Genomic DNA, 19,636 nt, shown 5'->3' with positions numbered 1-19,636 from the left:
CGATTCGCCGGCACTCGCCGGGCTCAATCCAGCCTTTCGAAGTCCAGCACCAGACAACCGTCCTGAGAGTCGCGCTGTGCCAGCCGGTAGCGCCCGGCCGGAAGCCGGATGTGCCGCTCGAAGCGTCCATAGGGAATTTCCAGGCAATGGACCGCGCCCCCGGCGAAAGCACGGGGCAATGCCCGCTCGGCTGTCACGACCAGCATCGCGCCTTCGAGGTCCAGGCTGACGCGTTCAGGAGGCACGCCCGGCAGCGCCACCACGATCGCCAGCCGGCCCTCATGCTCGAACACCTCGATGGGCGGCTCCCATACTGGCGCGCGCGCGTGCTGACCCGCTAAGCGGAAGAACTGGCGATGCAAGCGCTCGGCGCGCTCGAGCGCATCGACGGCGGCGTCCCACATCGTGGCATGACGGGTGGTGCTCATGGCGGCTCCCTGCCTGTTCTGTCAGCCCAGCACGGGCTGTTCATTCATCAAAGGCCACCGGTGCACGCCTGTCAAGTCAGTGAAGGCAATAGACCTGTGACGCACGCTCGCACCGTCCTGCTGCCGGTCGCCGAAGCAGCAGCCGATGCTGTTACGAAGCCTTTCCACCGCATCGCTGATATCTGGCAACATGGCTTCCGGATGACAGTACTATTGACCACTCGCTCACCCGTTTTATTGCACCTCTCTTCCGTACGCCTCTACGGAATGTTGCGAGATTCAATATTCCAAAACGACATGGATGAATCGAAAAGTACGGGGAATCTTCTATCCACAGGAGCATGAGCATGGCTAACATTGACCTGGCCGAGGTTGCGGAACTTCAACGTCAGTCTGCAAACGCCTATGCATTAGCTAGGAATGCATATGAATTGGCGAAAACGGAGGCAGATCGTCATTCCGCAGCGATCGAGCAACAAGCTGCTGCCCTTGCGTATCAACGCGCCGTATCCGCCCGCGAAGTAGTAATTGGTATCTGATACCTGGTCGGGCACGTTATCCATATCTCAGACGTCGCCTCGAACGTTGCGGTGAAGCATCCCGCTGCTTGCCAGGCCAGCGTTATTCATACCCATAGGCGCGAAGCCCCGCTTCGTTGTCGGCCCAGCCGCTCTTAACCTTGACGAAGGTCTCGAGATACACAGGGCCATCGAATAACTTTTCCATATCGATCCGCGCGTCGGTGTTGATCTGCTTGAGCTTGGCCCCGTTCTTGCCGATCACCATCGCCTTTTGCGAGTCGCGCTCGACAAGGATCGTCGCGAAGATGCGCTTGAGGCGCCCTTCCTCCTCGAACTTCTCGATCACGACCGTACTGGTGTATGGCAGCTCGTCGCCGGTCCAGCGGAACACCTTCTCACGCAGAATCTCGGCGGCGAGGAACCGTGAACTGCGGTCGGTCAGGTCATTTTCGCCATAGATCGGCTCGCCTTCCGGCAGGTAGGGCTTGATCGTGTCCAGCAGGCGTGCGATGTCTTCCGGATTCGTGGCCGACAGCGGCACCATCTCGACGAATTCGCGCAATTGGCTCATTTGTTGCATGAACGGGAACAGCGTCGCCTTGTCGCTGACGCGGTCGAGTTTGTTCGAGACCAGTAGCGTCGGCATGCCAGGCGGGATCAGGTCGAGCACCTTCTGATCGTCCGGCCCAAAGCGGCCGGCCTCGATCACGAACAGGATCACGTCGACCGACGTCAGCGTCGATGTGACCGCGCGGTTCAGCGAACGGTTCAGTGCGGCGGCGTGGCGGGTCTGGAAACCGGGTGTATCGACGAAGATGAATTGCGCGTCTTTGGTCGTATTAATGCCGGTGATGCGGTGGCGAGTCGTCTGCGCCTTGCGCGACGTGATGCTGATCTTCTGGCCGACGAGCGCGTTCATCAGCGTCGACTTGCCGACGTTGGGGCGCCCGACGATGGCGATCATTCCGCAACGGAAACCAGGAGGAGGAGAAGTGACGGCAGGATCGTTCATAGTGCACATCCCGATGATGACAACGAGCCCCGACAACTACCCGGGAAGTTGATATTGGGTCAGTTGATTATAGACAGGCTGCTCGCGTTCGATAGAGTTCGACGTGTCGATATGCTTATCAATATGACCGATAGTTAATATCGTCTTATACACTGTTGATGTGAGCGGCTAGTCACGCCGAGAATGTCAAGCAGCTAGCTTTCCGTTATGCGGCCACATTCGTTTCATAGACCCCATGCCCGCCCTTTCTCTGTCTCCCGCTGAGCGCTCCGCGCTGCGTGCCCAAGCCCAGGCGCTGAAACCTGTCATGCTAATTGGCGCCGAAGGGCTGACTGATGCAGTGCTCGCCGAGGTCGACGTACACCTCGCGGCACACAATTTGATCAAGATCCGCGTGTCGAGCGACGAACGCGACGCGCGCGATGCAATCTACGACCAGATTTGCGATTGTCTCAGTGCCGCACCGGTCCAGAATATCGGTAAGCTGCTCGTCATCTGGAAGCCCGGAGCGGCCGAACCACACTCCGTGCGCAGCATGTCAGGCGTTGCCGGAGACATCGGCACAGTGAAGAAGGGTGCGCCGCGCATCGTCAAGGTCGTCAAGCGGTCGCCCCATGCACCGGCGATACGCCGCTCGAAGCCGCGGAAACTCGTGGTCCGCGGCAACGAGCGCGTGACCGCGGGCGGCAATGTCAAACGTGCGAAGAAACGCCAGACGAGCGCGAAGCGCCAGAATCAAGGCCATCAATAGTCGTTTCGCTCCGCGCGCGTTGCATGGGTACTGCCTTGTGCGGCAGTATTCATGAATGACGCCAGCGAGCTTCATCTGACAGGCTGCCTGTGACGCATGGATTTCTTCATGGGAGGTACTTTACGATGGCCCAACAACTGATCGTCGCGGTTTTTAGCAACGTGGCTGACGCGGAAAAAGCTGGCATGGATTTCCGGAATCTCGAAGAAACGGATGCGAGCTTTAAGGTCGAAAGCGGTGTGATGGTTCAAAAGGACCTGGCCGGAAAAGTGACCTTGCTCGGTACAAAAACGCAGCCATTTTGGGGTGTTGTAATCGGTGCCATAACGGGCGGTCTGATTGGCATGCTCGGTGGACCATCCGGCGCGCTACTCGGCTTCACGATCGGGGCAAGCACAGGGTTAGCTGGCGTTGCACTCATCGATATACTCGATCACGAATTCGTCGATTCCATCAGCGGTGAATTTGCGCCGGGATGTGTTGCCATCATCCTCGAGGCTGCCGAAGCAACACCCGATGCGGTCGACAAGGTCGTTGCAGCGCATCGTGGAACGGTCTACCGCAAGCCGCTTGATGCATAAAAATAGGGAGTCTGTCTCGATCGCTGACCACGGAGCATTTTACGGTTCACGCCGGGATCGCCTCGACGACATGCGGGGGCTATGGCTGCAGCGCCAACCCGTGGGTTTGCGTGATCGAGGATAGGAGGGGTGACTGATGTCAGCCCTCCTAGGTGAGGTTCGCGTTTCGCGCTAAGGGAGGAAGAGTTCGATAGTAAGGGGTAGCGGATCGCCCTTCAAGCCGCTTCGAATTGCAAGTGCGGCCTTCTCGCCGATCAACTCGCGGTGCCGCTCGAACTCCTTCAACAAGTCGGTTCTATGGCCCTCCGGTTTCGACAATTCTTTAAGCACTTCCCTGCTCACAATGCAGAAGTGATGGACACTGTCGACTCTGATGCCGAACTTAACGGCCTCGCCGTCATTTGCGACACTAATACCTTCGATATTGTCAGCCATCGTCGCCTCCGTTGTGAGCTTTCGAAGCATCCTAGCATGTTATATCTAACCGGCGGTGGCTCTTACATCAACGCGCAATAGTGCCTATTTCAACACAACTATTCGGAATCCTATACACCCATATCAACCGCCCCGTGAAGCCGAACCGCCCGAAAATTCACGGAAGGTACGATTGCCCCGGATCGCCCCATCCGCTTACGAACGGCTGGAAGTGTCCTTCCGTAGAAACTACGCAACGCGAAAAGGATCGTCGATGGAATAGGCGGGGCGGGTAAACCACCTCGGCCCCTCCTCGGTCATGTAGAAGTGATCTTCATGCCTCACTCCAAATTCGCCAGGAATGCAGATCATGGGTTCATTGCTAAAACACATCCCAACTTCCAGCAGCGTTTCGTCGTTCCCCACCAGATACGGCGCCTCATGCAAGTCGAGGCCAATGCCGTGGCCAGTCCGATGCGGCAGACCCGGCAGCTGATAGCCAGGGCCGAATCCATAGGTTTCCAGGCAACGTCTCGCCGCGCGATCGACCGCTGAACATGAAACACCCAACCGTGCTGCATCAAAAGCAGCCGCTTGTGCTGCCTTTTCTGCGTTCCACACAAATCGCTGCCGATCGTTTGGATCACCGAAAACGTAGGTGCGCGTGATATCCGAAACATAGTTCTTGTACTTGCAGCCGGTGTCGATCAGGACCACGTCATTGCGTTTGAGAACTTGCGGCTCTTTGACCCCATGTGGATAGGATGTTGCCTCCCCAAACAGAACGATGCAGAAATGTGATCCTGTTGCGCCAACTTTTCGATGTGCACGGTCTATGAAGTCACAAACGTCTACCGTGCTAATGCCCTCGCGCAAAATGCTTGCCGCCGCCCGCTGAACCTGCAAAGTCATGTCTTTAGCGGCCTGCATGATTGCAATCTCCGCACGCGATTTGTTCTTTCTCAAAGACCCAATCAAAGCGTCGGCACAGACTAATTCATAGTTCTCCGATAATTCCTTCAGTCCAAAATAGACCGATGCGGAGGCGGTTCCGCATATAGCAATTTTCGCGCGACTGCCGTGAACTGGAGCTATGCCGATTGCAAGCAAGGCTTTATAAAATGCCGCATACGCACTTTCGTCTTCGTGCCAGCACATGACGTCGCTTTCGACCTTCATGCGATCGCGCAAGGTCCTTTCCTCGAACCACGGAGCGATGTAGATCAAACTCCCCTTCGCGGGGATGATGGCACCAAGCAGCCTTTCACTGGGGTGCCATTCTATTCCGGTGAAATAAAGCAGATTCGTTCCCGCGTTGACGTACACCGCATCGACGCCAGAATCCGTCATATTTCTCTGCAATTGACTTATCCGCGTCAGGTGCTCAACTGCACTGATTTCCTCAACCTCGCTTGCACACGGCAAGAGTCGCGCCAATGCCGCTTCCTGATCACTACCACCTACGCCGTTTGTCATTTTCACACTCGTTAAAGAAACGGAACACGTTTCGGTTGTTCTGGACGACCGTCCCACTGGCGGAGATTCGATGCCCCCACAGGCGATTCTCTGCTCCATGCCGGGTGCGTGTTGTCCCAATTGAGCTGTTTGCACACTCGCACACCCGCACATCAGCAACGGGTACTACGCAAGGCCAAACTACCACGACAGAGGTTCTATCTGCTTGTAAGATCGGATCGTAATCAATGCGGATTCTTGCATAGTCTCGTGCCCATCCAATCATCCCCCGGCCGCAGTATGGCGTGAGGCCAGTCGGCCAACTGCGGTTTTTCAACGCAATTGCGCCTGACTTCATACGAACTACCGGTCATTGACTGGAAGCTGCCATTTCACAAGCCCTGCCGTTCCCGACATACAGTTAGCGCCAGTTGCCGGAGCCAACGATGAACGGGATCGACCTCTAAACGAGGATGCCACATCTGCGATACCGTAATCTCCTCGGTCTTCACGGGAAGCTCGAAGGCGTAAGTGGTGGCAAACGCGGTGGCGGATGCGGGCAACGCTTGCTGTTCAGGCTGATTGCCCATCAGAGACGCGGGCACGAGCGCGATCAAATCGGAGGCGCGCGCCACAGCGAGCGCGGCGGGGAAACTCGGCACGACGGCGACAATCGTTCGTTCCAGCCCTAAAGCGGCCAGCGCCTCATCAACCGGTCCGCTTGTGCGACCGCGTCGTGAAGCGACGACATGGCCGAAGGCGGTGTACCGTTCGGCCGTCACCTCACGCTCCATCGCGAGCGGATGGCCCTGTCTGACAACGCCAAGGAAGCGATCCCGGAACAAGGCCTGCACGCGCACTTCCGGCCCCATTTCGCCCAACACGCCGATCTCAAGATCAGCAGAGCCATCTCGCAGATACGCTGCCGTCTTCTCAAGCTTGGGCGCAAAACGCAAACGCACGAGTGGCGCAACCGCGGTTGCCGCGGCGATGAGTGAAGCGCCGAAGGCTTCCACAAAACCGTCGTTGGCGCGAATGGTAAGGGTTCGCTGCAACGTTGAAAAATCCGCTTCCGTCGTTGAGGGACGCAGTACGGCACGTGCCTCATGAACCGCATTCTGAGTGCGTTGACGCAGTGCCTCCGCATGGGGTGTCAATACCATACGGCGCCCCGCCCGAACCAGTAACGGGTCACCCGTCGCCTCGCGAAGCCGGGTTAAGGTTCGGCTCATTGCCGAGGCACTCAATCCCAGCCGACGCGCAGCACCGACCACGCTGCCATCGGCAAGCAATACGTCGAGCGCAATGAGTAAATTCAAATCGGCTTCTGGCATGCCTGATCGTAGCATCATCCGGTGAGACATGGCGTTTGACGCACGTTATAAGTGCAACTGCTGCGTCTTCCGCCATGTCTCTCTCATCGATATATTCCATGTACCGACTCATGACCGAACGCGTGGTACCTCAAAGCCGTGTTCTATCGGGTCTCACTCACAGGGAGCCATCCATGCCAGACAACTCTCCGCAGAAAACCATCCTCCTCATCGGTGCATCCCGCGGCCTCGGATTCGCCATGGTCGAGGAATACCTCAAGCGTGGCTGGCGAGTGATTGCCACTGGGAGGGAGGGCTCAACAGAAAAGCTGCACCAACGCTCGGAAATCACCCAAGGCGCGCTGGAAGTTGAAGCGGTCGATATCACGATTCCCGACCAGGTCGCCGCGTTACACGGTCGTCTTAAAGATCGACGAGTGGATGTGCTTTTCGTGAATGCAGGCGTCAAAAACGACGATCGAGAAACAATCGCCGATGTCTCGACCGAGGAATTTGTGCGCGTCATGGTGACGAACGCGTTAAGTCCGATGAGGGCAATCGAGGCGTTTCAGGACCTCGTGGCGCCGACCGGAACAATCGGTGTCATGTCGTCCGGTCAGGGTAGCCTAACAAACAACACCAACGGCAATTACGAGGTCTACCGTGGCAGCAAGGCTGCGCTCAACATGTTCATGCGCAGCTTTTCGGCGCGCCACCAGAACGACCCGATAACCTTGCTATTGATGGCACCTGGATGGGTAAGGACGGACATGGGCGGTCCTGACGCGCGTCTGAGTATCGAGGAAAGTATCCCGAACTTGCTGAACACGATCGAGGCTTACGAAGGGCGCGCCGGGTTGCATTATCTGGACTACCTGGGAAGAGTCGTTCCCTGGTGAGCAGCGACGAAAGTTACAAAGTCGCGGCATCCCCTGCCGTCCACGTACGACAGGAACTGCCGCAGACATCACCCCCTATCCCAGCCGCACAATCGTCGACTTCAACTCCGTATACTTCTCGAGCGCATGCAGAGACTTGTCGCGGCCGTTGCCCGACTGCTTGTATCCGCCGAACGGAAAGTTCATGTCGTCGACCCCTTCGTTGTAGCCGTTGATCCAGACTGTTCCTGCGCGCAGACGCCTCGCCACCTCGTGCGCAGTCGTCAAATCGCCAGACCATACGGCAGCGGCGAGCCCGTATTCGGTGTCGTTCGCGATGTGCACCGCTTCGTCGACATGATCGAACTCGATCACGGACAGCACCGGCCCGAAGATTTCTTCGCGGGCAATTTTCGCGTCCCGCTTGACTTCGAACACGGTCGGCTCGACATAGAAGCCGCCGCTTTCCTCCCTGACGCGTGCCCCGCCCGTCACGAGCCGGCCTTCCCGGCGACCCGCGTCGATATACGCCGCCACGCGCTCGAACTGAATGCGATCGACGATGGGCCCCATCGTCACAGACGGATCGAGCGGATGACCCGGCACATAGGCACGTGCAGCAGCGGCCACCTTCGCGACGAATACTTCCTTGATATCGCGGTGCACGAGGAGCCGCGAGCCCGCCGTACACACCTGGCCCATGTTGAAGAAAATCGCGTCGGCAGCGGCCTTCGCTGCGCGATCGAGATCGGGGTAGTCGGGCAGCACGATATTCGGTGACTTGCCCCCGAGCTCGAGCCACACGCGCTTCAGGTTGGATTGCGCCGCGCATTCCATGATCTGCTTTCCGGTTCTCGTCGAGCCGGTGAACGCGATGCAGTCGACATCGTGGTGTAGCGCGAGCAACCTGCCCGGCTCGGCGCCACCCGGCACGACGTTGAAGACACCGGGTGGCAAGCCTGCCTCGTGCGCCAAGCGGGCGACGCGAATGGCGGTGAGCGGCGATTTCTCCGACGGTTTGAGCACCACACTATTGCCGGCAGCAAGCGTCGGGGCGAACTTCCACGCCGCCATCAGGAGCGGAAAGTTCCACGGCACCACCGCAGCGACGACACCAACGGGCTCGCGCGTCACGAGTCCGACGAGATGATGGTCCGTCGGCACGACCTCACTGCCCATCTTGTCGATCGCCTCGGCATACCATTCGACGCAGTGCGCAGCAGCCGGCACGTCGATGGCCGTCGTGTCGCCGATCGGCTTGCCCGCGTCGAGCGTCTCGAGCAACGCCAGCTCCTCGAGGTGCTCACGCATCAAGGCAGCCCAGCGCAGCAGCACTGCCTTGCGATCGCGCGGATTCATACCCGCCCATGTCTGCATGTCGAATGCCCGCCGGGCTGCTGTCACGGCCGCGTCGACATCCGCCTCGCCGCAGTCGGCGACCTGGACAAGCACACGGCCATCGATCGGACTCACACAGGCGAAGGTCCTTTCGCTGTGCGCGTGGCGCAGCGCGCCATCGATAAACGCACGCCCTTCGAATTTCATGACGGCGGCTTCACTTTGCCAGTCAAAAAACGTTTTCTTATTCATCAGGATACCTATTTTACATTCTGTTTGGTAGGTACAACGCTCGTGACCGATCAACTGAGTGGCGCTGTACCCGAGCTTCCGCTTATCCCGCGCGACGCGTCGCCGCACCGACTGGATCGATCGGCGTGCAAGTTCCCGCGCGCGCCTCGATCGCTTCGCCCGCAGCGAGGCACAGCGCCTCCTGGAAGCGGCCGGCGACAAGCTGAACGCCCATCGGCACGCCGTCGCGCACGCCGGTCGGCACAGACAGCCCCGGCAGTCCGAGCAACGCGGTTGCGAGCAGCGGACTCTGCATGTCGAGGACGCGCCGCATCGCGTCATCGCCACGCTGGTCCTCGTCGATCGCGAACGGCTGCGCGCACGAGACGGGCATCAGCAGCAGCGGATAGCGCTCGAAGAAGCGCTGCGAGTCCCGTAACAGACCAGTGCGCCGCGCCAGACCGTTCATATAGCCGGCCAGATCGAGCGGTGCGGCAAGCCGGCGCTGGCTGCCAAACGCAGTCCGGATCGCGTCGTCGCCATGCTGCATGATGACGTCGCCAAGCCCGCTCCTCGCTTCGTTGGTGACGAGATCCAGCCACAGTGCGCTCGCTTCGGTCATCTGCGGCGGGACGGCTTCTTCCACGATGCAACCCGCGTCCTCGAGCCAACCCGCCGCCTGCCGGATCGCCTCGACGACCGCGGCGTCGGAGCGAACACCCGGCAGTTCCGCACAGACGGCGACACGCGTGGGAAGCGGCACGCGTTGGCCGGCCGGCGTTACCGGCATCCACCATGCGTCGCGCGGATCGCCACCCGCCATCGCCTCGAGCGCAATGCGCAGATCACCAACCGTTCTCGCAAGCGGCCCCTGCACTGACGCGAGCTGGACCGCAAGCGTCCGGTCCTTCGCCTGGGTTGGGTTGTACGCCGGTACGCGACCCGTGCTTGGCCTCAGTCCGGCGACACCGCACGCGTAGGCCGGATAGCGGATCGAGCCGCCGAGGTCATTGCCGTGCGCGATGGCGCCGATGCCGGCGGCGACCGCAGCCGCGGCCCCGCCGCTGGAGCCCCCCGGCGTCAGGTGCGAATTCCACGGATTAAGCGTGCGGCCATGCAGATCGTTGTCGGTGAACCAGCGATAGGAAAACGCCGGCGCGTTGCTGCGGCCGATCACGATCGCGCCGGCCTTGCGTAGGTTCGCAACCACGGGGCTGTCCTCGCTGGCGACGAGATCCTTGAACGCGCTCACGCCGTTGGTGGTCGCGTAGCCAGCCATGTCGACATTGATCTTGACCGTCACCGGCACGCCGTGCAGCGGACCGACCGGGTCGCGCCGCGCGATCGCCGCGTCGGCCTGCGACGCGGCCAGCAGCGCGCTGTCGGCCAGCACGTCGACAATTGCGTTGATGGCGGGGTTCACATCCTCGAGCCGCTGCAGGCAGCTCTTCGTCAGTTCCGTCGACGACACGTCGCGACGCGCGACGCGCTCGACCATTTCCGTAGCGCTCAGACGCCACAATTCCTGAGTCATGTCCTGCTCCTGGTTGATCTCGATGATTGACGTTGCAAGTCGAGCCGCTGCGCTACGCGTGCGACGGGTCGGCCTGCGGGGCATGCGACGCGTAGATCTTCCTGCACGCCTCCACCACCTCCCAGGTACCGCGAAAGCCCGAGGGAATCACGAAACGATCCCCGGCCTGCAGCACCTTTTCGTTCCCCTGTGTGTCACGCACAATCGCCACGCCACTCAACATCTCGCAGTACTCCGATTCATCGTACTCGATCGTCCAATGACCGGGCGTGCTCTCCCAGATGCCGGAGCTGAACTGTCCGCAAGGACTGATGTAGTGACGCGTGAGCGTCTGCATCGGATTGCCGGCCAGCAGCAACCCGCGCGGCACGCGGGACTGGGTCAGTTCCGCCGGGTCCCGCATCAGGTCGACAATCTTCGTGATGTCTGTCATGAACGACTCCAAAGTATGCAATGTTCTATTCAGGTCAGGTGCCGCGCGGCTGGACGAGCCGGCCGGCACCGGCTCAAAGCGCGTCCATCATCCGGTGCCAGGTCATCGCGAGCATCAGCATCGGCGTGCGCAGCAATCGCCCGCCCGGGAAGTCGCGGTGGCGGATCTTGCCGAACAGGTCGAAGCGGGCGGCCTGCGCATCGATGGCTTCCGCGATCAGCCGGCCCGCGAGCCCCGTGACGTTCACGCCGTGCCCGGAAAACCCTTGCGCGAAATACACGGTCGGCTCGAGGCGGCCGAAATGCGGGGCGCGATTCATCGTCGCGTCGACGAACCCGCCCCACGCGTAGTCGATCTTTGCATCGGCGAGCTGCGGAAACGTCTTCAGCATATCCCGTCGCATCGCGGCGGCGAGCTCGCGCGGCGTGCGAGTCGAGCAGCTTGCCTTGCCACCCCATAGCATCCGGCGGTCTTTCGTCAACCGGAAATAGTCGAGCGCCGCATTGCAGTCGCTGATCGCCACGTCCGTTGGCATCGTCTCGCTCGCCCTCAGGTCGCCGAGCGGTTCAGTCGCGATCAGGTAAGTCGCCACCGGCATGATCTTGCGCGCAAGCGCGGGCGCGAGCCGGCCGAGATAGGCGTTGCACGCGAGCACCACGTAGCGCGCGTCCACCCGCCCACGCGCGCACGTCACCTGATGGCCTTGCGCGGTCTTCCCGACTGCGTGCGCGCTCGTGTCCTCGTGGATCGACACCCCCGCGTCGCGCGCCGCGCGTGCCAGACCGAGTGTGTAGTTGAGCGGATGCAGGTGACCGCTGCCGGCATAGTGGAGCCCGCCCAGGTAGCGATCCGAAGCAACGATGCCGCGCATCTCGTCACGCTCGACATACCGGTACCCGCGATAGCCAAAGCGCAACTCGGCGGTTTCCCGCCAGGCACGCAGCGCTTCGACGTGGCGCGGCTTGTTTGCCGCGGTCAGGTAGCCGAACGTCAGGTCGCAATCGATCTGGTGCTTCGCGACCCGCTCCTTGACGATCTCGACCGACTCGAGCCCCATCGCCCAGACGCGCTGCACGTCCTCTTCCGGCATGTGGGACGAGAACGTATCGATGTCACACGAATAGCCCGCGATCAGTTGGCCGCCGTTACGGCCGCTCGCGCCCCAGCCGATCTTCGACGCCTCGAGCAGCACGACCGAATAGCCGCGTTCCGCGAGATTGAGCGCGGTGGAAAGGCCAGTGAGTCCGCCGCCGATCACGCAGACGTCAGCGGAGACCGTCGCATCGAGCGGCGGATAGCACGTCCGGTCGTTCGCGGTGGCCGCGTAAAACGAGGGGACGTGTGCTTGATTTTCGAACTTGAGCATGACAAAGCCTTGCGACCGGCGGCGACCCTGTTTCCTCAGGCCGGCGCCGGCATCGCATCAAAAGGAGTAGATGAATTGCGCGGCTAACAGGTCGTTCGACTTCGCATATGAGCCGTCATTGCGCAGGAACACCTGATGGCTCGCCCAATCGTGCCGGTATTCGACCTTCACCGTGATCTGCTGGGTCGGATAGAACAGCAGGTCGAGCGCCGCGTCCTGGCGCGTCGCGCCCTTGCACTCGAAGCCGTGGTTGCTGGATGCCGACAGGCAATTCACGTCGATGCCGAAGCCGTTATACGGATCCATCCCATTGCCGTTCAGGCCGATCCCGCCCCCTCCGCCACCGTTCTTGCTGTCGACCAGCAGGTCGTAGCGGGCGGTCACGCCCATCCGCCCGATCACCGGCAGCCTGAACTTCCGATGCGCGAGCAGCGACAGTCCGTACCACTGCGCCTGGCCGCCGTTCCACGCGCCATTCTGCTGCTGGCCGTAGTCGATTTCGGCGTTGTACTGAATGTCGGCCAGCGCGTACGTCGCATCGGCTTCGGTGAAGAGGAAGGTGCCGTAGCCGTTCGGCGCCTGGCCGCCCCAGCCATAGCTGACCGAGCCTGTTGCCGGGTCGATCGCACTCGGCAGCGTCTGCCGGCCGATGGCGAACGAGCCGCCGACGTCGAGCTGGCTGCCGCGGAAATAGTCGACCCGCGCGGTGAACGTCGGCATGCGGTTGCTGGTCGTGATCGGGTCGCCGAGCGCGTTCGTGCCGGTCTGCGTCACCGAGCCGGCGGTGCGGAACTGCTCGTTGCCGAGCAGGAATTTCCATGCCCACTGGTCGCCGGTGTAGTTGACGCCGGCGCCGATCGAGCTGCCCGGATCCGAGAAGTCATACAGCAGGTTGTGCGTAAGCGTCAGCATCTGGTTCGACTGCTGCATCTCATAGCCGCTCAGCCCCGACATCAGGCCGGCGACGACCGACGTGGTCGTCGTCAGCGGCACTGTCGCGATCGCGGTATTCAGAATGTTGAGCCCGCTGTCGCCGTGTTCGTTCATCAGATACATGCCGGCGCCGCGGTTCGGCATCAAAGTCACCTCGGCGGAGGGCGCCATCGGCCCAACGCCGAACGTCTTCTTGATGTCGAGGTACAGATCGCCAAACGTGCTGTTGTAATACTGGTACGCGTTCTCGTGGTTCGCGAACTGGAACGACGACGTGCTCGCCGCACGGTTATACAGATAGGTGGGATCGATGTAGCCGGTCACCGACAGCCCCGCGATCGGGCCGGTCTGCGCCGCGTCGGTCAACGCATCGACTTTCAGTTGCTGGCTCGCGGCCTGCTGCTTCAACTCGGTGACGTCGTCGTTGGTCAGCACCGCCGGTGCCTGGCCGTAGTCCGCCGACGACGGATCGACCTGGGCCGTGCTCGCCGGCGCCGGCTTGGCGACGGGCTTCGCGGCAAGCTGCGACTGCAGCCCCTTGACCTCCTGCTGCAGCGTGGCGAGCTGCTGTTGCAGCGCCTTGATCTGATCGCCGGTCGGACTCGCTGCGGCCAGCCCCGGCAGCACCCCGGCTACCAGCGCGCTGATTAACCTCTTCTTCATGAAACGTCTCCTTGTTGTTCTTCGCTTCGGACTCCTCAACCGCCGGACTTCAACCGCAGCCACAGACGGTTCTGCAACCGCGTGATATCGGCACTGATCGGCATCGCGAGCGCCATTCTGGCGAGCACGCTGTCAGGCAGATAGACGTCCGGGTCCTGCGAGATCTCCGGCTTTACGAACGGGCGCGCGGCCTGGTTCGCGGTCGGATAGGCGATCTCGTTGGTGATCGCCGCGTTGGTCTTCGGATCCTCGATGTAGTTGATCCACTTCAACGCCGCCTCGGGGTCCGGCGCATCCTTCGGGATCGCCATCGCGTCGAACCACAGCAGGCCGCCTTCCTTCGGATTCACGTAGCGGATCTCGTATCCGTGTTTCGCCTCTACCGAGCGCCGCCGCGCGAGGCTGACGTCGCCAGACCAGCCGAGCACGACGCACACGTCGCCGTTCGCAAGATCGTCCGCATAGCCCACCGAATTGAACTGCGTGATGTACGGACGAATCGTCTTCAGCACGTCGTAGGCCGCCTGATAGTCCGCCGGGTTCCTGCTTTCCGGATCCTTGCCCATGTATTGCAGCACCGCTGCGAATGCCGCGTCCGGCGCGTCGAGCAGCGACACGCCGCAGCCCTTCAGCTTCGACACGTTCGCCGGATCGAACAGCAGCGCCCAGCTGTCGGTCGGCGCGTTGTCGCCAAGCCGTTTCCTGACGGCCTCGACGTTGTAGCCAACCCCCGTCGTGCCCCACGCCCACGGCACGCCGTACTGGTTGCCCGGATCGGCCTTCGCCATCATCTTCATCAGCGCCGGGTCGAGGTTGGCAAGGTTCGGGATCTTCGACTTGTCGAGCTTCTGATAGACGCCCGCCTGGATCTGCCGCGCGAGATAGTTCGACGTCGGCACGACGATGTCGTAGCCGGAACTGCCGGTGAGCAGCTTGGTCTGCAGCGTGTCGTCGCTGTCATAGCTGTCGTAGCGCACCTTGATGCCGGTCTGCTTCTCGAAGATGGGCACCGTGTCCTTCGCGATGTACTCGGACCAGTTGTAAACGTTCAGATTGGTGTCGCCAGCCTGGACTGACTGGCTCGCCGCGAACGCGAGGCCGGCTGATGCGGCGAGCACGATTCTGATGACCGGGCAGCGACGAAAACGGGCACGCATAGGAAATCTCCAGGTAGTGTGAGTCGGCCGCTCCGCTCGATGCAGATGCCGCCGGTAAGCAAAGTCGTTAAAGCGTCGCGAGGCGATCGTCGACGTACGGAGAGAAGGTTGGGCAACGGGTCTTGGTTTCAGCTTGTCGAGCACTGTAAAGATCGCGGCACGCGTCGTCTGTCCCGGGAATAAAGGACAAGCGTCATCCTCGATGACGGTGATTTGGGTGCATTCCCGTGTAGGCAGGGGGAATTTGTCGTGATACGAGTAGCGCCACCCAGAAATCATCGAGAACAGAAGTTATGAACGCCGCGCCTCCCTCCCCGGATCTCCAGCTCAGTCAGGTCACGTTCGTGACCGAGACGTTGGGCGACATCGCGCATGCCGTCGGCGCTCCGCAGTTCATTCAGGTGGTGTATGAAAGTCTTGTGCGCTTCGTCGACTTCGACGCGGTGCATCTGGACTACGAACGGGTGTCTCCGTCCGGACAACGCAGCATCGGCTGGATCGGAAGCTTCGGTCGCGATCGTGAGCTCGTCGAGCAGGTGATGCGGCACTACTACGGGAGCTATGCGAGCGAGGACGCGACCTACGAGGGAATCGCAGACAAGCGCGATGTGCATTTGATCCAGATCTCCGCGCAGAAGGTGGCGAGCGAGCTCCGGCATCTGTTCTTCGACATCGGCAACATCCACGACGAATGCGTGGTCGCAGGCGTGACGAACGGTACGCGATACTCGATATCCATGGCGCGCTCACGGCGCCTGCCGTCGTTCTCGCTGAAGGAACTGAGCCTGCTGAAGCAGTTCGCTCACGTCGTGCTGCCGCTGTCGGCGGTACACAAGCGGTTGATCGGCGCGATCTCGCCGAACGACGGCCGTCAGGATACGTCGGACAACAACTTGCTCGCGCAGTGGCTGCCGCACTTGCACAGCAAGCTGACGGCGCGCGAAACGCACGTGTGCTCGTCGTTCATTCAGGGAATGACGACGCCGGCGATCGCGCAATCGATGGGGCTGAAGCCCTCGACCGTCGAGACCTATGCGAAGCGGGCGTTCGCGAAGCTCGGCGTCGATTCGCGGCGCCAGTTGATGGCGCTCGTTTTGAAGAATGCACCGCTGCGGCATGACAGCGATGGCGTGTAGGGGAGCCGGATGAGGTATGGCATGACCCTGCAGCCGGGCGAAATCATGCTAAGCGGATCGTTGACGCGACCTGTCTATGCGAACCGTGGCGATACATTTCATGCCGACTATGGGACGCTGGGGACAGCCAGTTGCCGATTCGTATAGGTGGCTCGCGGAGCGCACCGTTCCTGCTCATCGTTTCCTACCGCGGCAAAGCGCGCTACTCCGCCCCGAATATCGCCGAGGCCTCCTTCAAGCAATCGATAAAGTGCAGTGCCGCAGGCGTAAGACGTGCGCCGCGCCGCGCGATGATCGCGACGGTTAGATGAGGCAACGGTTCCTGCAATGTCAGCGCCTTGATGCCATGCCGCTTGAATTCGATGTCGACAAGCGGCTTGGCGAACACGCTCAGAACATTGGTGTGAGCGACGAGTCCGAGTGCCACCGAGAAAGAAGGACATCGGACGATGCGTTTGGGTCTCGCCAGGCCATTCGGCTGAAAAATCGAACGCATCAGATCATCGCCACCCGCGCCATACAATGGCATGCACCACTGTTCATCGTGGATCTCTCGCAGCGAGCGGGCACGGACCCGCGGATGCCGATTCCTGGCACCGACCACGAAGACCGAACGGAAGAGTGGAATGCTTGTGAACTCACCATTGGTTTCGTCGGGCTCTTCCAGCAGATGGGTGACGATGAAATCGAGTGTACCGTCACGCAGCCTGGCGAAGCCGAACGTATTGCTTCCCTCGCTGAAATTGACCGTGGCTTCGGGCAGGTTGCGCGTAAATGCATCAAAAGCAGCCGGCAGAATCGTGAACGCGACGGTGGGACTAACGGAGATCGATACTGATCCGGTCGTCCCGTGCTTGATCTGCTCGATCTCGTCGCGCGTGCGGCGCATCTCCTCCACCAACAGCCGGGCGCGGACTTCGAACGCCTTGCCATACTCCGTGAGCTCAATGCCCTTCACGCTTCGCGTGATCAGTGGAACACCGAAATCGAGTTCAAGTTCGCGTACGACTCGGGTGACTGCCGGCTGCGTCAAGCCCAGTGCACGCGCCGCACCACGAATCGTCGTATGTTGGGTCACCGCTAGAAACGCGTTGAGTTGGTTAAGTTTCATGGCCGCGAGAGATGACAACAAAACGTTATCGAGGTGAAATATTTTTTGTCTTTTGTTTATCAATCCCAGTATATACGCTTACCTCCAGAGCCATTCGCAGCGGCATGGATCCGCGCAGTCAATTCAGGTTCTCTCGAAACCCCCTCCGCCCGGTTCTCGACCGAAGCTGTTTAGCGGGCGCAATCAACTTTTTCAAACGTAGGGAAGTGACCAGCATGATCAGCGTGAATCAGGACAGGCTCTGGCGTTCGTTGATGGACATGGCGAGGATCGGAGCGACGGCTAAAGGCGGCAACTGCCGTCTGGCGCTGACAGACGAGGATGGTCAGGCTCGACACCTCTTTATGCAATGGTGTGAAGAGGCCGGATGCGAGCTTCGCATCGACCCAATCGGCAACATTTTTGCGCGCAGGAACGGCACCCAGAAAGACGCCCCGGCCGTAATGTGTGGAAGTCATCTTGACACGCAACCCGCGGGCGGTCGTTTTGACGGGGTGTACGGGGTATTGGCGGGCCTCGAAGTGATCCGGACTTTGAACGAACTTGACGTCAGTACCCGGTATCCCATCGAGGTCGTTGCCTGGACCAACGAAGAGGGCTCGCGCTTCACACCGGGCATGATGGGCTCCGCTGTGTACAGCGGGAAACTCGACATTGACGTCGCGCGCGCACGCCCCTGCATGCAATCCGGCGTACTCCTGGGTGACGAGTTGCAGCGTACCGGATTCGCCGGCACCGCGACTTATGCCCAGGTGCCGAAAGCCTATTTCGAGGCGCATATTGAGCAAGGACCGATACTGGAAAATGCCAATCTTCCGATTGGCGTGGTAACCGGTGCCCAAGGCATCTACGAGCTGGAAGTCACCATTGTGGGGTTCGAATCCCATGCCGGCACGACGCCTATGAATTTGCGCAAGGATGCATTGGAAGCCGCCGCAAATATGATTGCGTCTATCCTTAACCTCGGCCACAGAATTGATCCCGATGCGCGCGTGACGGTGGGACATATCGATTGTTATCCCAATTCGCCAAGCACGATACCCGGCAAAGTCGTCTTCAGCATTGATGTACGGCACCCGCAGCAACCGATGCTCCAAACGCTCGTCGCCGAAATCGAGACTATCTGCGCCCAACGGGCCGTGACCCACGGCACGAGTGTCGACGTGCAAACGGTTGCGGCCTATGAACCCGTCGCCTTCGACGTTCAATGTGTCCAACGCGTACGGCACGCGACGTCATCGCTGGGTTATCCCTCCATGGATATTTGCAGCGGAGCAGGCCACGATGCGGTCAACCTGTCGTATGTCGCGCCCACCGCAATGATTTTTGTGCCCTGCAAAGCCGGACTGAGTCACAACGAGTTGGAAGATGCTGATCCCGTACATCTGGCGCAAGGCGCATCGGTCCTGGCAAATGTGCTTCTAGACGAGGCCATGTAAGCTGAACCCATCCCTCGACGCTCACGCAGGCCGCCGAAGCATTGGCGTCATACAGCGCCGCGCCAACGGCTGCGGCGCGTCCCCGCTGAGCGTCAGGCCGGCGCTCCCGGCAAGCCGGCATAGTAGCTCCCCGCCGCCATACCGCCATCAACGGACAACTCGCTGCCATTGCAATAGGACGCCTCGTCGCTAGCGAGGAACAGCGTCGCCCGGGCAATCTCGTCCGGTTCGCCGACCCGTTGCATCGGCACGTGTTTATAGGCCTTGTTGACCTCCTCGACCGGTGCCCCACCCGGATTCGACATCAGCGTGTTGACCCCACCTGGATGAATCGAGTTCACACGCACACCATGATGACCGAGCTCGAGCGCGGCGACCTTGGTCAGCCCACGCACGCCCCATTTGCTCGACACATAGGCCGCAAGCGCGTTGACACCGCGCAACCCGTCAACCGACGAAATGTTGACGATCGAGCCGGTCCGCTGGGTCTTCATGACAGGCGCGACCGTGCGAATGCCCAGGAAGGTGCCGACGAGGTTGATCGAAACGGCGCGCTCGAAGTCACGTTTGGACAACGCGGCGATCTCGCCGAACACGAGCACGGCTGCGTTGTTGACGAGCACATCGATGCGTTCAAATTTTCTAAGCGTCGCCGCGACGAGGGACTCCCAATTCGCTTCGTCGCTGACATCGAGGCGCATGAAACAGGCTGCGTCCCCCAGTTCGCGTGCGAGTGCCTCGCCCTCCGCCTCCAGCACATCAGCGATGACCACCCGCGCCCCTTCCTGCGCGAAGAGGCGGCACGTCTGTTCGCCCATGCCGCGGGCGCCTCCGGTGACAATAGCGACCTTGTTTGCAAGACGACCCATGATGAAGCTTCTCCTTTTCTGACTGGCTGAGCACGTCGCCGCAAAGGGAGCGCGCAAGCCAGGTTGATGTGGT

19 protein-coding genes are annotated in these 19,636 nt (G+C 60.8%); 6 read left to right on the top strand and 13 right to left on the bottom strand.

Translation table 11 applies throughout. From position 1 onward, the window contains the following. Positions 1-23 precede the first annotated feature (23 nt). Positions 24-428, bottom strand: a complete 405-nt coding sequence (locus tag GNZ12_RS11620) for an Hsp20/alpha crystallin family protein (protein ID WP_172310474.1) — start codon at positions 426-428, stop codon at positions 24-26. Between the two features lie 347 nt (positions 429-775). On the opposite strand from GNZ12_RS11620, the gene GNZ12_RS11610 reads away from it, so the two are divergent. Beyond that, positions 776-967 carry a hypothetical protein gene (locus GNZ12_RS11610; RefSeq protein ID WP_172310472.1) on the top strand — a complete coding sequence of 64 codons (192 nt, stop codon included), beginning with the start codon at positions 776-778 and terminating at the stop codon, positions 965-967. An 82-nt stretch (positions 968-1,049) separates the two neighbouring features. Here the strand turns inward: GNZ12_RS11610 and era are convergent, their stop codons facing one another. Continuing rightward, positions 1,050-1,913 carry a GTPase Era gene (gene era / locus GNZ12_RS11605; protein ID WP_407947693.1) on the bottom strand — a complete coding sequence of 288 codons (864 nt, stop codon included), beginning with the start codon at positions 1,911-1,913 and terminating at the stop codon, positions 1,050-1,052. Between the two features lie 283 nt (positions 1,914-2,196). On the opposite strand from era, the gene GNZ12_RS11600 reads away from it, so the two are divergent. After that, on the top strand, positions 2,197-2,712 hold the full coding sequence (locus tag GNZ12_RS11600) for a YhbY family RNA-binding protein (protein ID WP_172310470.1): 516 nt from the start codon (positions 2,197-2,199) through the stop codon (positions 2,710-2,712). A 125-nt stretch (positions 2,713-2,837) separates the two neighbouring features. Continuing rightward, positions 2,838-3,293, top strand: a complete 456-nt coding sequence (locus GNZ12_RS11595; protein ID WP_172310469.1) for a DUF1269 domain-containing protein — start codon at positions 2,838-2,840, stop codon at positions 3,291-3,293. Between the two features lie 171 nt (positions 3,294-3,464). On the opposite strand, the gene GNZ12_RS11590 is transcribed toward GNZ12_RS11595, so the two are convergent. From GNZ12_RS11590 to GNZ12_RS11580, 3 genes are all read right to left on the bottom strand, one after another. Beyond that, positions 3,465-3,728, bottom strand: coding sequence for a DUF1488 family protein (locus tag GNZ12_RS11590; RefSeq protein WP_172310468.1), 264 nt, complete (start codon positions 3,726-3,728; stop codon positions 3,465-3,467). Positions 3,729-3,956: 228 nt separating this feature from the next. Further along, a complete protein-coding gene (locus tag GNZ12_RS11585) occupies positions 3,957-5,183 on the bottom strand; it encodes a M24 family metallopeptidase (RefSeq protein WP_172310467.1) in 1,227 nt (408 codons plus the stop codon). 371 nt (positions 5,184-5,554) lie between these two features. Further along, positions 5,555-6,496: a LysR family transcriptional regulator gene (locus GNZ12_RS11580; RefSeq protein WP_172310466.1), complete on the bottom strand. Its 942-nt coding sequence runs from the start codon at positions 6,494-6,496 to the stop codon at positions 5,555-5,557. 173 nt (positions 6,497-6,669) lie between these two features. On the opposite strand from GNZ12_RS11580, the gene GNZ12_RS11575 reads away from it, so the two are divergent. Next, positions 6,670-7,374, top strand: a complete 705-nt coding sequence (locus GNZ12_RS11575; RefSeq protein WP_172310465.1) for an SDR family NAD(P)-dependent oxidoreductase — start codon at positions 6,670-6,672, stop codon at positions 7,372-7,374. A gap of 75 nt (positions 7,375-7,449) precedes the next feature. On the opposite strand, the gene GNZ12_RS11570 is transcribed toward GNZ12_RS11575, so the two are convergent. The 6 genes from GNZ12_RS11570 to GNZ12_RS11545 form a co-directional block, all read right to left on the bottom strand. After that, a complete protein-coding gene (locus tag GNZ12_RS11570) occupies positions 7,450-8,943 on the bottom strand; it encodes an aldehyde dehydrogenase family protein (protein WP_172310464.1) in 1,494 nt (497 codons plus the stop codon). Between the two features lie 82 nt (positions 8,944-9,025). After that, complete coding sequence (locus tag GNZ12_RS11565; RefSeq protein ID WP_172310463.1) at positions 9,026-10,456, bottom strand: amidase family protein; 1,431 nt, start codon at positions 10,454-10,456, stop codon at positions 9,026-9,028. A 52-nt stretch (positions 10,457-10,508) separates the two neighbouring features. Continuing rightward, positions 10,509-10,889 carry a cupin domain-containing protein gene (locus tag GNZ12_RS11560; RefSeq protein WP_172310462.1) on the bottom strand — a complete coding sequence of 127 codons (381 nt, stop codon included), beginning with the start codon at positions 10,887-10,889 and terminating at the stop codon, positions 10,509-10,511. Between the two features lie 73 nt (positions 10,890-10,962). Beyond that, entirely contained in the window at positions 10,963-12,255 is a 1,293-nt protein-coding gene (locus GNZ12_RS11555) for an NAD(P)/FAD-dependent oxidoreductase (RefSeq protein WP_172310461.1), read from the bottom strand. 57 nt (positions 12,256-12,312) lie between these two features. Beyond that, positions 12,313-13,851 (bottom strand): DUF3138 family protein, encoded by a 1,539-nt coding sequence (locus tag GNZ12_RS11550; protein WP_172310460.1) that lies wholly within the window; start codon positions 13,849-13,851, stop codon positions 12,313-12,315. 35 nt (positions 13,852-13,886) lie between these two features. Further along, positions 13,887-15,008: a polyamine ABC transporter substrate-binding protein gene (locus GNZ12_RS11545; RefSeq protein WP_172310459.1), complete on the bottom strand. Its 1,122-nt coding sequence runs from the start codon at positions 15,006-15,008 to the stop codon at positions 13,887-13,889. Between the two features lie 293 nt (positions 15,009-15,301). Here GNZ12_RS11545 and GNZ12_RS11540 point away from each other — a divergent pair, with 293 nt between their 5' ends. After that, positions 15,302-16,144 carry a helix-turn-helix transcriptional regulator gene (locus GNZ12_RS11540; protein WP_172310458.1) on the top strand — a complete coding sequence of 281 codons (843 nt, stop codon included), beginning with the start codon at positions 15,302-15,304 and terminating at the stop codon, positions 16,142-16,144. Between the two features lie 202 nt (positions 16,145-16,346). On the opposite strand, the gene GNZ12_RS11535 is transcribed toward GNZ12_RS11540, so the two are convergent. After that, entirely contained in the window at positions 16,347-17,255 is a 909-nt protein-coding gene (locus GNZ12_RS11535; RefSeq protein ID WP_172310457.1) for a LysR substrate-binding domain-containing protein, read from the bottom strand. A 215-nt stretch (positions 17,256-17,470) separates the two neighbouring features. On the opposite strand from GNZ12_RS11535, the gene GNZ12_RS11530 reads away from it, so the two are divergent. Beyond that, positions 17,471-18,694 carry a Zn-dependent hydrolase gene (locus tag GNZ12_RS11530; RefSeq protein ID WP_172310456.1) on the top strand — a complete coding sequence of 408 codons (1,224 nt, stop codon included), beginning with the start codon at positions 17,471-17,473 and terminating at the stop codon, positions 18,692-18,694. Positions 18,695-18,786: 92 nt separating this feature from the next. Here the strand turns inward: GNZ12_RS11530 and GNZ12_RS11525 are convergent, their stop codons facing one another. Then, the gene (locus GNZ12_RS11525; protein ID WP_172310455.1) at positions 18,787-19,563 is read right to left on the bottom strand and encodes a glucose 1-dehydrogenase; all 777 of its coding nucleotides are present in this window, start codon (positions 19,561-19,563) and stop codon (positions 18,787-18,789) included. Positions 19,564-19,636: the final 73 nt, after the last annotated feature.

Source organism: Paraburkholderia solitsugae (assembly GCF_013177695.1).
Lineage (GTDB): Bacteria > Pseudomonadota > Gammaproteobacteria > Burkholderiales > Burkholderiaceae > Paraburkholderia > Paraburkholderia solitsugae.
The sequence above is the reverse complement of the archived record's forward strand: the minus strand, read 5'-3'. Positions and strand labels throughout refer to the sequence as shown.